The organism is Streptomyces peucetius (genome assembly GCF_025854275.1).
GTDB lineage: Bacteria > Actinomycetota > Actinomycetes > Streptomycetales > Streptomycetaceae > Streptomyces > Streptomyces peucetius_A.
On sequence record NZ_CP107567.1, the window covers coordinates 4,042,320 to 4,054,724 of the forward strand.

Here is a 12,405-nt window from a genome sequence, read left to right on the forward strand (position 1 = left end):
CGCCGTGGCCGGCGCCCTGAAGAACGTGACTGACGACTCCTTCGAGGAGGACGTCCTCAAGAGCGACAAGCCCGTACTGGTGGACTTCTGGGCCGCCTGGTGCGGTCCCTGCCGCCAGATCGCGCCGTCTCTCGAGGCCATCGCGGCCGAGCACGGCGACAAGATCCAGGTCGTGAAGCTCAACATCGACGAGAACCCGGCCACCGCAGCCAAGTACGGCGTCATGTCGATCCCGACGCTGAACGTCTACCAGAACGGTGAGGTCGCCAAGACCATCGTCGGTGCCAAGCCGAAGGCCGCGATCGTGCGCGACCTCGAGGGCTTCATCGGAGAGTAGGCACGGCTCCACCGTTTCACGTGAAACACGAATGGGCCCGTCCCCCGAGGGGGCGGGCCCATTCGTCTGCCTGGCCCTTCGTCGACCGGTGCCTCTGCGTCGTCCGGTCCCTTCCTCTGCCGGGTCAGAGCGGCCGCAGCGCCGGTTCCTTCTGCACAGCTCCCAGAAGTCGGTCCAGCGCGAGCTCCACATCCTCTTTCCAGGAGAGCGTCGTCCGCAGCTCCAACCGCAGACGCGGATACGTCGGGTGCGGTCGTACGGTCTTGAAGCCGACCGCGAGAAGATGGTCGGCCGGCAGCACGCAGGCCGGCTCCTTCCACCGGGCGTCGCCGAATGCCTCGATGGCACGGAACCCCCGGCGCAGCAGATCCTTGGCGACCGTCTGCACAATGACCCGGCCGAGCCCCTGCCCCTGATAGCCGGGCATGACCCACGCGGTCATCAACTGCACCGCGTCCGCTGACACGGGACTGGTGGGAAAGGCCATGGAACGGGGCACGTAGGCCGGCGGAGCGTAGAGGACGAAGCCGACAGGAACGTCGTCGACGTAGACCACCCGCCCGCAGGAGCCCCACTCGAGGAGCACGGCCGAGATCCATGCCTCCTTCTCGAGCTCGGGTGTTCCGGCCTTTACCGCGGCCTCACCGCTGACCGGGTCGAGTTCCCAGAAGACGCACGCCCGACAGCGCTTGGGAAGGTCCGAAAGGTTGTCCAGCGTGAGCGGTACGAGCCGACGCCCCATGGAGGCCGTTCCTCTCTTCCCTCGTCTGCCGCGCTGCGGGCGACCGCCAGCGCGCTCCTCTCGAGGAGCAGGCTGCTGACGAAGCCGCCCACCGCCCCGAGCCCGAGGCCTGCTGTCACCAGTTGGCCGCAGCTCACCGATCGCATGACCGTCGCCTTCTCTCCGAAGTGGCTCAAGGTGGATGCGTTCATACCAGAACGCATCGTATCCACCCAGCCCCGGCATGGATACCGCACCACGGCAAAGGGCGGGTGGTGTTCCGAAGTCCGGAACACCACCCGCCCTGTCGACAGCGACGAACGAAAACTCAGACGTCCTCGTCCTCTGCAGGGTCCTCGCCGAGGCCCTTCTCCAGAACACGCCCCTCACCGGGTGCCAGGGTGCCGAGAATGCGCTCGAGATCATCCATAGAGGCGAACTCGACGACGATCTTTCCCTTCTTCTGGCCCAGGTCGACCTTCACGCGCGTCTCGAAACGGTCGGAGAGCCGCGAGGCAAGATCCGAAAGCGCCGGGGACAGCCGGGTGCCGGCTCGGGGACCCTTCGGCTTGGGCGCGCTCTCGGGGTTCGAATTGAGCAGCGTCACGATCTCCTCGACCGCCCGGACCGACAGGCCTTCCGCGACGATCCGGTGCGCCAGCCGATCCTGCTCCTCCGAGTCGTCGACGGAGAGCAGAGCACGAGCATGACCGGCAGAGAGCACGCCCGCGGCAACCCGGCGCTGAACCGGAGGGGAAAGCCGCAGTAGCCGAAGCGTGTTGGACACCTGGGGACGAGAACGGCCGATCCGGTCGGCCAGTTGGTCGTGCGTGCAGTTGAAGTCCTTGAGCAGCTGGTCGTAGGCGGCCGCCTCTTCCAGCGGATTCAACTGGGCCCGGTGCAGATTCTCCAGGAGAGCGTCCAGCAGCAGCTTCTCGTCGTCGGTGTCCCGGACGATCGCGGGGATCCGCTCGAGTCCCGCCTCCCGGCACGCGCGCCAACGACGCTCGCCCATGATGAGTTCGTAGCGTTCCGGCGCCAGTTGACGGACGACGACCGGCTGGAGAAGTCCCACTTCCTTGATGGAGGTGACGAGTTCCGCCAGGGCGTCCTCGTCGAAGACCTCACGCGGCTGGCGCGGGTTCGGGCTGATCGCATCGAGTGGCACCTCGGCGAAGTGGGCGCCTGCCGGGGCGCTCACCTGTGCCGAAGCAGCCTCCCCCTCTGGTGAGGGGCTGGTTGCCTCGGGCGCGGCTGCTGCGGCCGGCAGCGTGGCGACCTTGGCCGCCGCCACCCCCCTCTCCGCAGTCAGCACGGGAGACACACCCGGAGAGGTCGACGCTCCCTGGGAGTTCGGCTGCTTCTCCTGCGGAGCGGCAGGAATCAGCGCACCGAGCCCACGCCCCAATCCTCTACGTCGCTCGCTCACTGGATCCCCTCCGACACGTTCTGCTGGCTGTTCCGACCCGTGTGGGCATGCTGCGGGTCGTAGCGGACACCGACCCCACGCAGAGCGATCTCACGGGCTGCTTCGAGATACGACAGGGAGCCACTGGACCCTGGATCATAGGTCAGTACCGTCTGCCCGTAGCTCGGCGCCTCCGAAATACGCACCGAGCGCGGGATGCTCGTGCGCAGGACCTCCTCGCCGAAGTGGCTGCGCACCTCCTCCGCCACCTGCGAGGCGAGCCTGGTCCTGCCGTCGTACATGGTGAGCAGGATGGTGGAGACATGCAGCGTGGGGTTGAGGTGGCCACGCACCAGGTCCACGTTACGCAGCAGCTGACCGAGCCCTTCCAGCGCGTAGTACTCGCACTGGATGGGGATCAGTACCTCCGCACCGGCCACGAGGGCATTGACCGTCAGCAGGCCCAGCGACGGGGGACAGTCGATGAGGATGTAGTCCAGCGGCTGCTCGTAGGCCTGGATGGCCCGCTGCAGTCTGCTCTCCCGCGCCACCAGCGACACCAGCTCGATCTCCGCACCGGCGAGATCGATGGTGGCGGGGGCGCAGAAGAGTCCTTCGACGTCCGGGACCGGCTGGACCACTTCGGAGAGAGGCTTGCTCTCCACCAGGACGTCGTAGATCGAGGGAACTTCGGCATGGTGATCGATCCCCAAAGCCGTGGACGCGTTGCCCTGCGGATCCAGATCAATCACCAGCACACGCGCGCCGTGCAACGCGAGCGAAGCGGCGAGGTTGACCGTGGTGGTGGTCTTTCCCACGCCGCCCTTCTGGTTGGCGACGACCATGACGCGTGTCTGCTCAGGTCGGGGCAGGCCCTCACCGGCACGCCCCAGCGCCTCCACGGCCAGCTGAGCAGCACGACCGATGGGAGTGTCGTCCATGGGGGGCGGTGTTTCACGTGAAACATCCTCCCCCGCGGACTCGGTACGGGGACCGGGGACCGGATCGGTCATCGGTCCCGCGATGTTGGCGTCGGACCGCAAGGATTCACTCTCCTCGACATCAGGCTCGCAATGAACAGAGCGTGCCATGCTTTCGGGGTCGTGAACCAGCGAGGCCCGTGGTTCTGTGGAGGAATCCACGCCTGTGGACAATTCCGTAGCCCGCAAGAGGGGCTTGCGGCCCTTCGACGGGGCGGCCGCACGGCCGCGGCTGATAATTCCCTGCAGCAGTGAGCGACGTTTCACGTGAAACACGATGCACAAGCCGCATGACCAGACCGGGACGACACTCCGAAATCAGGACGTATGGCTACGTGTATGGCTCAGCGGCGACGGCGGGTCCGACTCGTCCGAGCCGCCTTGGCGCGCTTTGCGGCGAACCTCACACCACCCGGGCTCTCCCCGACCTCGACCCGTACGACAGTGGTCAGCGGATCGACGAGCCCTTCTCCGACCTGAAGGACCGAGGTCTCCACCACACCCAACTTGCTGAGGGCGGCCCTGGCTCCTTGGATCTCCTCCTCTGCCGTGTCGCCCTTGAGCGCCAGCATCTCGCCGTAAGGCCGAAGCAGGGGGACACCCCAGCCGGCCAGCCGGTCCAGCGGGGCCACTGCTCGTGCGGTCACCACGTGCACCGGCGACAGCTTCCCGAGGACCTCCTCGGCCCGGCCCCGCACCACCGTCACATGGTCCAGACCCAGCAGCTCCACCACTTCCTGAAGAAAGTTCGTCCGGCGCAGCAGCGGTTCCAGCAGAGTGATCTTCAGGTCGGGCCGGACCAGGGCCAAGGGGATACCGGGAAGCCCGGCACCGGAGCCGACGTCGCAGACCGTGACACCCTCCGGCACCACTTCGGAGAGGACGGCACAGTTCAGCAGATGCCTCTCCCACAGTCTCGGTACTTCACGCGGCCCGATCAGACCGCGCTTGACCCCGGCGTCCGCGAGCAGCTCCGCGTACCGCACGGCCGCCGGAAAGTACTCACCGAATACCCTCCTCGCCGCCTCGGGCGCCTGGGGAAGCTGTGCTGCCTCCGTCACGAGGACCGTCCTTCCGTACCGCACTGCCGCAATGTGGACTGCGGTGGCTGACTAACAGGCTGACAAAGATCGGCCCCGCCTGCGAACAGACGGGGCCGACAGAACAAAGTGGTCAGGCAGGGAGCACGACGACGAAGCGCTGAGGCTCCTCGCCCTCGGACTCGCTGCGCAGACCCGCCGCCGCGACGGCGTCGTGGACGACCTTGCGCTCGAAGGGCGTCATCGGGTCGAGCTTCACCGGCTCACCGGTGCTCTTCACCTCGGCCGCCGCCTTGGCACCCAGCTCGGCGAGCTCGGTGCGCTTCTTCGCCCGGAACCCCGCGATGTCGAGCATCAGCCGGCAGCGGTCACCCGTTTCCCGGTGCACGGCGAGACGTGTCAGCTCCTGCAGCGCCTCGAGCACCTCACCGTCCCTGCCCACAAGCTTCTGCAGGTCCCGGCTGGCCGTGTCGCTGATGATGGAGACCGCGGCCCGGTCGGCCTCGACGTCCATGTCGATGTCACCGTCGAGGTCGGCGATGTCCAGCAGGCCCTCGAGGTAATCTGCCGCGATCTCCCCTTCCTGCTCGAGGCGGGTCAGGGTGTCGCCACCCTCTGCGGCAGCGGAGATGGTGCCTTCCGTCACGGATGGACTCCTTCTTACTTCTTGGACGACGGGTGCTTGGGCCGCTGCGGGCCCTTGCGCTGTCCCGGCTTGGGCTGGCGTGAGGAACCGGCGGCCTTGCCACCGCCCGTGTTCGGCTTGGCATCACCCTGCGTGGAGCCTGCCCTGGCACGCCCCGCGGCGGGCTTGTCCTTCTCCAGGGACGGCTTCGACGCGGAGCCGGTGCCGCCGGCGGGCTTGTCCGCACCGGTCTGGGTCGTTGCGGCCTGGCGCTTCGCCTTGGTCTGGCGCTTGGGCTGCTGGCGCTTCTGGGCGGCGCCGCCTTCGGCCTCCGCCACGGCGGTGTCGCTCTTGATCACGGTGCCGTCCGCCTGGGCGACGAGGCCGGCCTTGGCGAGACCGGTGATGAACCGGCGCTCGTTGTCGTTGCGGTCCGTGCCCTTGGCCACGATCGCCTGGACGACGGTGCGCTTGCGCCGCGAACGGACCTCACTGTGAGAGGTGACGCTCTTGAGCAGACGCTGCAGGTACTGGTCCTGAGCCTTGCTGCCCGGAGTCGGGTTCTGGTTGATCACGTACATCTGCTGGCCCATGGTCCACACGTTGGTGGTCAGCCAGTAGACGAGGACACCGACGGGGAAGTTGATGCCCATCACGGCGAAGATGACCGGGAAGATGTACATCAGCATCTTCTGCTGCTGCATGTACGGGGTCTTGACCGTGAGGTCGACGTTCTTCTGCATCAGCTGGCGCTGCGTGTAGAACTGCGACGCCGACATCAGGACGATCATGATCGCGGTGACGATGCGCACGTCGGTCAGCGAGGCGTAGAGCGCCTCCACCTTCGCCGGGTCGTCCATGAACTTGGCCGCGATGGGAGCACCGAAGATGTGCGCCTCGCGCGCACTGTTCACGAGGTTCTCGTTGAGCACCCCGATCTCGTCACCCGAGGCGATCTTGCTGAGCACGTGGTACAGCGCGAAGAAGAACGGCGACTGCGCAAGGATCGGAAGGCACGAGGAGAGCGGGTTGGTACCCGTCTCCTTGTACAGCTTCATCATCTCTTCGGACTGACGCTGTCGGTCGTTCTTGTAGCGCTCCTGGATCGCCTTCATCTTCGGCTGGAGCGCCTGCATGTTCCGGGTCGACTTGATCTGCTTCACGAAGAGCGGGATCAGACAGATCCGGATCAGCACCACCAGAGACACGATGGACAGTCCCCAGGCCCATCCCGTGTCAGGGCCGAAGATCGCCCCGTAGAGACTGTGGAACTGAACGATGATCCACGAGACAGGCGTGGTGATAAAACTGAACAGACTGGCAATCGTGTCCACTAATCAGGCTCCTTGAGCATTGGGCGAGGTCTCTGCGGCCGTGCCCTGGGATGCGGAGGCCGGTCCCGGGGCAGGCAGATCAACGGCGGAGTCCCCGCCCTTGCTGTCGCCGCGCAAGGCGTTGCGCAGCATTTCGTGCCACCGCGGGCGCTTGCGCTCGGGCACGTAGTCCACGCCGCCCGGCGACCACGGGTTGCACCGCAGGATGCGCCAGGCGGTCAGCACTGTGCCCTTGACCGCGCCGTGCCGGTCGATGGCCGTGTATCCGTAGTGGGAGCACGACGGGTAGTACCTGCAGACGGGCCCCAGCAGCGGGCTGATCGTCCACTGATAGATCTTGATCAGAGCCAGCAGCGGGTACTTCATCGCGCGCCCCCTCCCAGCAGCCGCTGGAGAGCGGCGTCCAGGTCTCGGGCCAGCTGAGCATGTTCGGCGTCGCCCGCGCCGGGCAGCGCCCGTACGACCACCAGGCTACCGGGGGGCAGCGCGGAGAGCCGATCGCGCATGAGATGGCGCAGTCTCCGCTTGACCTTGTTGCGGACGACGGCGCCGCCCACAGCCTTGCTCACGACGAAACCCGCACACGTCGGGGAGGCGCTCTCCCCAGGCGCGTGCGGGTCCGTTGTGCCGCTGCGAAGGTGGACGACAAGAAGCGGGCGGCCTGCCCTGCGTCCTCGTCGTACCGCAGTCGCGAAGTCCTCGCGCCGCCTCAGCCGGTTCTCGGTAGGCAGCACGTCATGCCCTGTACGCGATCAGGCGGACAGGTTGGCGCGACCCTTGCCACGACGGTTCGCCAGGATGGCGCGACCGGCACGGGTACGCATGCGCAGGCGGAAACCGTGGGTCTTCGCGCGACGACGGTTGTTCGGCTGGAAGGTGCGCTTGCTCACTCGGGGGCTCCAGAAATGATTCGTAGATGGCGGGACATCGCCTGGCTGTCACCGTGCGCCCACGAGTAGCTCGCGATTACGCCCGAGTGCACCGCTTCACAACCACAGATCGTGATCTTTGCCCATCGGAGGCAGGCGGCAGCAGCCATCGACAACTCGACCTGGTCACGGTACGCGGGGCCGCGCCATCCGGTCAAACCGGTCCTGGGCCGTGGTCCACTGTGCACAGGCTGTGGACAACAACTTGAACCACGCGGGTCGCCCTGACTACCGTGACTGAACTCGGATTCTTTTCCTGCCTGTCTTCCCATCCCGTCCCGAGAACCACACATTCGTGGGACCTGTGAGAGAGCGTGCCTTGTGGCTGACGTACCTGCCGATCTTGCCGCAGTGTGGCCACGAGTGCTCGAGCATCTCCTCGACGAGGGCCAGCAGGGCGTCGAGCCGAAGGACAAACAGTGGATCGAGCGCTGTCAGCCGCTCGCCCTGGTCGCCGACACCGCCCTGCTCGCCGTCCCCAACGAATGGGGCAAGAGGGTCCTCGAGGGCCGGCTGGCACCGCTCATCAGCGAGACGCTCAGCCGGGAGTGCGGCCGGCCGATCCGCATCGCGATCACCGTCGACGACTCCGTCGGCGACGGACCCGCCCCGCAGTCGCCGCCCCAGCAGCAGCCCAGGTACCCGGGACCGCAGCACGACGAGCACCGGCAGGGCGACCCCTATGACACGTACGGGCACCGCCCCGGCTCCGACGACGGCCTGCCGACGGCAAGGCCCGCCTATCCCGAGTACCAGCAGCGCCCCGAGCCCGGGGCCTGGCCGCGTACCCAGGAGGACCTGTCGTGGCAGCAGCCGCGCCTCGGCGGCTTCCAGGACCGGGACCCCTATGCCTCTCCCCCGCAGCAGCACGACTACCGGTCTCCGCAGCCGCCGGAACGCCGGCAGTACGAATCCCGCCCGGAGCGTCGCCCCCTGCCCGAGCCGCAGGCCCCGCACCGCGGCGGCCCCTCGGGAGCACCGGGCCCGCTGGGCGCTCAGCCCGCGCCGGCGCCGGGTCCCGGCGAGCCGCATGCCCGTCTCAATCCGAAGTACCTCTTCGACACCTTCGTGATCGGCGCCTCCAACCGCTTCGCACACGCCGCGGCCGTGGCGGTCGCGGAGGCCCCCGCCAAGGCGTACAACCCCCTTTTCATCTACGGGGAGTCGGGCCTCGGCAAGACCCACCTGCTGCACGCGATCGGGCACTACGCCCGCAGTCTCTATCCGGGGACCCGGGTGCGGTACGTGAGCTCGGAGGAGTTCACCAACGAGTTCATCAACTCGATCCGGGACGGCAAGGGCGACACCTTCCGCAAGCGCTACCGGGACGTGGACATCCTTCTCGTCGACGACATCCAGTTCCTGGCGAGCAAGGAGTCGACGCAGGAGGAGTTCTTCCACACCTTCAACACCCTCCACAACGCCAACAAGCAGATCGTCCTGTCCTCCGACCGGCCGCCCAAGCAGCTCATGACGCTGGAGGACCGGCTCCGCAACCGCTTCGAGTGGGGTCTGACGACGGACGTGCAGCCACCGGAGCTGGAGACGCGTATCGCGATCCTCCGGAAGAAGGCCGTCCAGGAGCAGCTCAACGCCCCTCCGGAGGTCCTGGAGTTCATCGCCTCCCGGATCTCGCGCAACATCCGGGAGCTCGAGGGCGCGCTGATCCGTGTGACGGCGTTCGCGTCCCTCAACCGGCAGCCCGTGGACCTCGGACTCACCGAGATCGTCCTGAAGGACCTGATCCCCGGTGGGGAGGACGCCGCGCCGGAGATCACGGCGAGCGCCATCATGGCGGCCACCGCCGACTACTTCGGTCTCACGGTGGAGGACCTCTGCGGCTCGTCCCGCAGCCGGGTCCTGGTGACGGCCAGGCAGATCGCCATGTATCTGTGCCGGGAGCTGACCGACCTGTCGCTGCCGAAGATCGGTGCGCAGTTCGGCGGCCGTGACCACACGACGGTGATGCACGCGGACCGGAAGATCCGTGCGCTGATGGCCGAGCGGCGCTCCATCTACAACCAGGTCACCGAGCTCACCAACCGCATCAAGAACGGCTGACGGGGCCGGCCGTCACAGCCTTCGAGGGCGCCCCGGGACACGTTCCGGGGCGCCCTCGGCCGTTTCCCCGCGCAGGCTGTGTTCGAATGCGAGTGGCCGTCGAGCGGTTCTCCACAGATGTGGGAAGGATCTTCCTTCCACAGCCTGGGGACCGTGAAGTTGTCCAGAATCGGTCCACAGGCGCACCGGTGGACAGGCGGTCGCCCCAGGTCAGTGCCTTGGGGAATTGTGGCCAACCGGACTCCACAGCCTGTGGACACGGAAACCGTCCACAGGCTGTGATCAACGTTGTCCACCGGCGGCCCACAGGCAGCGGCCCATTGCCCACAGCTTCTCCACACCCCTGTCCACTGTTCGGCAACGAAACACGCCCGCTCACCGCGTCGAGTGAAAGCCGTCACACCAAGGAGCTCGGTTGGCCTGTGGGGAACATGGGTAAAGCTGGGGACGGCACTGGGGAGAAGTGCCCCCTGGCTGTGCATCGGGTGTGCAGAACTTTCCGGCGTCCACAGAAACCTCGGGTTGTCCACGGGCACCACCCACAGGCGCGGTGGACAAAAAAGTGGGTCTGACCTGCGTGGACGACGTTATCCACGGTTTCCACAGGCCCTACTACTACTCCCACTCAGAGTTAGCCCGGAATTCGCCTCGAAGAGGGCCCTGTGCACAACTCGAGCCCGGACCGCCGGGTGCCGCTCGGAGCGACTTGACCCCGACCCGCACCGGCTGTCGGCGCGGTACGTCAGACTGGTCTCCGGCATCAAGCCGACGACGAAGTCCAGCAGGGCGGCAACAGCAGGAGGCGGTTCGGGTGAAGATCCGGGTGGAGCGCGATGTACTCGCGGAGGCGGTGGCCTGGGTGGCCCGCAGCCTCCCGGCCCGCCCGCCGGCGCCCGTTCTCGCGGGCCTTCTCCTGAAGGCGGAGGACGGCGCGGTCAGCTTCTCGAGCTTCGACTACGAGGTCTCGGCGCGAGTCTCGGTGGAGGCAGAGGTCGACGAGGACGGCACCGTCCTGGTCTCCGGCCGTCTGCTCGCCGACATCTGCCGCGCCCTGCCCAACCGGCCGGTCGAGATTTCCACAGACGGTGTACGGGCGACCGTGGTCTGCGGCTCCTCCCGGTTCACCCTCCACACCCTGCCTGTGGAGGAGTACCCGGCCCTGCCGCAGATGCCGACCGCCACCGGCACCGTGCCCGGCGAGGTCTTCGCCTCCGCTGCGGCGCAGGTCGCCATCGCCGCCGGCCGCGACGACACCCTCCCGGTGCTGACCGGTGTGCGGATCGAGATCGAGGGCGACACCGTCACCCTCGCCTCGACCGACCGCTACCGCTTCGCGGTCCGCGAGTTCCTCTGGAAGCCCGAGAACCCGGACGCCTCCGCTGTCGCCCTGGTGCCCGCCAAGACGCTGCTGGACACCGCCAAGGCGCTCACCAGCGGTGACACGGTCACCCTGGCCCTGTCCGGCTCCGGCGCCGGTGAGGGTCTGATCGGCTTCGAGGGCGCCGGCCGGCGGACCACGACGCGCCTGCTCGAGGGCGACCTGCCCAAATACCGCACCCTGTTCCCGACGGAGTTCAACTCGGTGGCCGTCATCGAGACCGCGCCGTTCGTCGAGGCCGTCAAGCGTGTGGCCCTCGTCGCCGAGCGGAACACCCCGGTGCGGCTCAGCTTCGAGCAGGGCGTGCTGATCCTCGAGGCCGGTTCCAGCGACGACGCACAGGCTGTGGAGCGGGTGGACGCGCAGCTGGAAGGTGACGACATCTCGATCGCCTTCAACCCGACGTTCCTGCTGGACGGCCTGAGTGCGATCGACTCGCCCGTCGCCCAGCTGTCGTTCACCACCTCCACCAAGCCGGCGCTGCTGAGCGGCAGGCCCGCCGTGGACGCGGAGGCGGACGAGGCCTACAAGTACCTGATCATGCCGGTGAGGCTGAGCGGCTGAGCAGCGGCTTGTGAGCGCGTGACCCCACAGGTGTGCACCCGTGCCCGGGCGTAGGCTCGGACACGGGTAGGTACTGCACACAACGATTGAGGAATCATCTGATGGAGCTCGGTCTCGTCGGTCTCGGCAAGATGGGCGGCAACATGCGCGAGCGCATCCGCCGCGCCGGCCACACCGTCGTCGGTTACGACCGCAACCCGGACCTCGCTGATGTCCACAGCCTTGAGGAGCTTGTGGGCAAGCTCAAGGGCCCGCGGGTCGTCTGGGTCATGGTCCCGGCCGGTGCCGCGACGCAGTCCACGATCGACGAGCTGGCCGAGCTGCTCTCCCCGGGCGACGTGGTCGTCGACGGCGGCAACTCCCGTTGGACCGACGACGAGAAGCACGCCGTCGAGCTGGGCCTCAAGGACATCGGCTTCGTCGACTGCGGCGTCTCCGGTGGCGTGTGGGGCCTGGAGAACGGCTACGCCCTGATGTACGGCGGCACCGCGGAGAACGTCGCCAAGGTCCAGCCGATCTTCGACGCTCTCAAGCCCGAGGGCGAGTTCGGGTCGGTCCACGCGGGCAAGGTGGGCGCCGGCCACTTCGCGAAGATGGTCCACAACGGCATCGAGTACGCGATGATGCAGGCCTACGCCGAGGGCTGGGAGCTCCTGGAGAAGGTCGACTCGGTCACCGATGTGCGCGAGGTCTTCCGGTCCTGGCAGGAGGGCACGGTCATCCGTTCCTGGCTGCTCGACCTCGCGGTCAACGCGCTGGACGAGGACGAGCACCTGGAGCAACTGCGCGGTTATGCACAGGACTCCGGTGAGGGCCGGTGGACCGTGGAGGCCGCCATCGACAACGCCGTCCCGCTGCCCGCGATCACCGCGTCGCTGTTCGCACGTTTCGCGTCCCGCCAGGACGACTCCCCGCAGATGAAGATGATCGCGGCGCTGCGCAACCAGTTCGGCGGGCACGCGGTGGAGAGCAAGAAGTAGTCAGAAGGCTGTGCACCGCGGTGCACAGCCATGCCGGGGGAAGGTCGG

Annotated in this window: 13 protein-coding genes; 4 read left to right on the plus strand and 9 right to left on the minus strand. The window is 67.4% G+C overall.

The features are described from left to right. Positions 1-4: 4 nt before the first annotated feature. The gene (gene trxA / locus OGH68_RS18590) at positions 5-337 is read left to right on the plus strand and encodes a thioredoxin (RefSeq protein WP_264245425.1); all 333 of its coding nucleotides are present in this window, start codon (positions 5-7) and stop codon (positions 335-337) included. A 124-nt stretch (positions 338-461) separates the two neighbouring features. On the opposite strand, the gene OGH68_RS18595 is transcribed toward trxA, so the two are convergent. The 9 genes from OGH68_RS18595 to rpmH form a co-directional block, all read right to left on the minus strand. Continuing rightward, positions 462-1,079, minus strand: a complete 618-nt coding sequence (locus tag OGH68_RS18595) for a GNAT family N-acetyltransferase (RefSeq protein WP_264245427.1) — start codon at positions 1,077-1,079, stop codon at positions 462-464. A gap of 307 nt (positions 1,080-1,386) precedes the next feature. Next, positions 1,387-2,487, minus strand: a complete 1,101-nt coding sequence (locus tag OGH68_RS18600; protein WP_264245429.1) for a ParB/RepB/Spo0J family partition protein — start codon at positions 2,485-2,487, stop codon at positions 1,387-1,389. After that, positions 2,484-3,557, minus strand: coding sequence for a ParA family protein (locus OGH68_RS18605; RefSeq protein WP_319020217.1), 1,074 nt, complete (start codon positions 3,555-3,557; stop codon positions 2,484-2,486). The genes OGH68_RS18600 and OGH68_RS18605 overlap by 4 nt, the downstream gene beginning before the upstream one ends. A 233-nt stretch (positions 3,558-3,790) precedes the next feature. Continuing rightward, positions 3,791-4,507, minus strand: coding sequence for a 16S rRNA (guanine(527)-N(7))-methyltransferase RsmG (rsmG, locus tag OGH68_RS18610; protein ID WP_264245431.1), 717 nt, complete (start codon positions 4,505-4,507; stop codon positions 3,791-3,793). A gap of 112 nt (positions 4,508-4,619) precedes the next feature. Next, complete coding sequence (locus OGH68_RS18615) at positions 4,620-5,132, minus strand: protein jag (RefSeq protein ID WP_264245433.1); 513 nt, start codon at positions 5,130-5,132, stop codon at positions 4,620-4,622. A gap of 14 nt (positions 5,133-5,146) precedes the next feature. Continuing rightward, positions 5,147-6,445: a membrane protein insertase YidC gene (gene yidC / locus OGH68_RS18620; RefSeq protein WP_264245435.1), complete on the minus strand. Its 1,299-nt coding sequence runs from the start codon at positions 6,443-6,445 to the stop codon at positions 5,147-5,149. Between the two features lie 3 nt (positions 6,446-6,448). Beyond that, on the minus strand, positions 6,449-6,811 hold the full coding sequence (gene yidD, locus OGH68_RS18625; protein WP_264245436.1) for a membrane protein insertion efficiency factor YidD: 363 nt from the start codon (positions 6,809-6,811) through the stop codon (positions 6,449-6,451). Then, entirely contained in the window at positions 6,808-7,179 is a 372-nt protein-coding gene (gene rnpA / locus OGH68_RS18630) for a ribonuclease P protein component (RefSeq protein WP_264245437.1), read from the minus strand. The genes yidD and rnpA overlap by 4 nt, the downstream gene beginning before the upstream one ends. 18 nt (positions 7,180-7,197) lie before the next feature. Further along, positions 7,198-7,335 (minus strand): 50S ribosomal protein L34, encoded by a 138-nt coding sequence (gene rpmH, locus OGH68_RS18635; protein ID WP_014047156.1) that lies wholly within the window; start codon positions 7,333-7,335, stop codon positions 7,198-7,200. 360 nt (positions 7,336-7,695) lie between these two features. On the opposite strand from rpmH, the gene dnaA reads away from it, so the two are divergent. From dnaA to gnd, 3 genes are all read left to right on the plus strand, one after another. After that, positions 7,696-9,435 carry a chromosomal replication initiator protein DnaA gene (gene dnaA, locus OGH68_RS18640; RefSeq protein ID WP_264245439.1) on the plus strand — a complete coding sequence of 580 codons (1,740 nt, stop codon included), beginning with the start codon at positions 7,696-7,698 and terminating at the stop codon, positions 9,433-9,435. A gap of 811 nt (positions 9,436-10,246) precedes the next feature. After that, a complete protein-coding gene (gene dnaN, locus OGH68_RS18645) occupies positions 10,247-11,377 on the plus strand; it encodes a DNA polymerase III subunit beta (RefSeq protein ID WP_005314958.1) in 1,131 nt (376 codons plus the stop codon). A gap of 101 nt (positions 11,378-11,478) precedes the next feature. Beyond that, positions 11,479-12,357 carry a phosphogluconate dehydrogenase (NAD(+)-dependent, decarboxylating) gene (gene gnd, locus OGH68_RS18650; RefSeq protein ID WP_264245440.1) on the plus strand — a complete coding sequence of 293 codons (879 nt, stop codon included), beginning with the start codon at positions 11,479-11,481 and terminating at the stop codon, positions 12,355-12,357. The last annotated feature ends 48 nt before the right edge of the window (positions 12,358-12,405 follow it).

Excerpts from the sequence above, each read along its gene's own strand:
- OGH68_RS18595 (WP_264245427.1), bottom strand. The coding sequence starts at position 1,079 with ATGGGGCGTCGGCTCGTACCGCTCACGCTGGACAACCTTTCGGACCTT.
- OGH68_RS18605 (WP_319020217.1), bottom strand. The coding sequence starts at position 3,557 with ATGGCACGCTCTGTTCATTGCGAGCCTGATGTCGAGGAGAGTGAATCC.
- yidD (WP_264245436.1), bottom strand. The coding sequence starts at position 6,811 with ATGAAGTACCCGCTGCTGGCTCTGATCAAGATCTATCAGTGGACGATC.
- gnd (WP_264245440.1), top strand. The coding sequence starts at position 11,479 with ATGGAGCTCGGTCTCGTCGGTCTCGGCAAGATGGGCGGCAACATGCGC.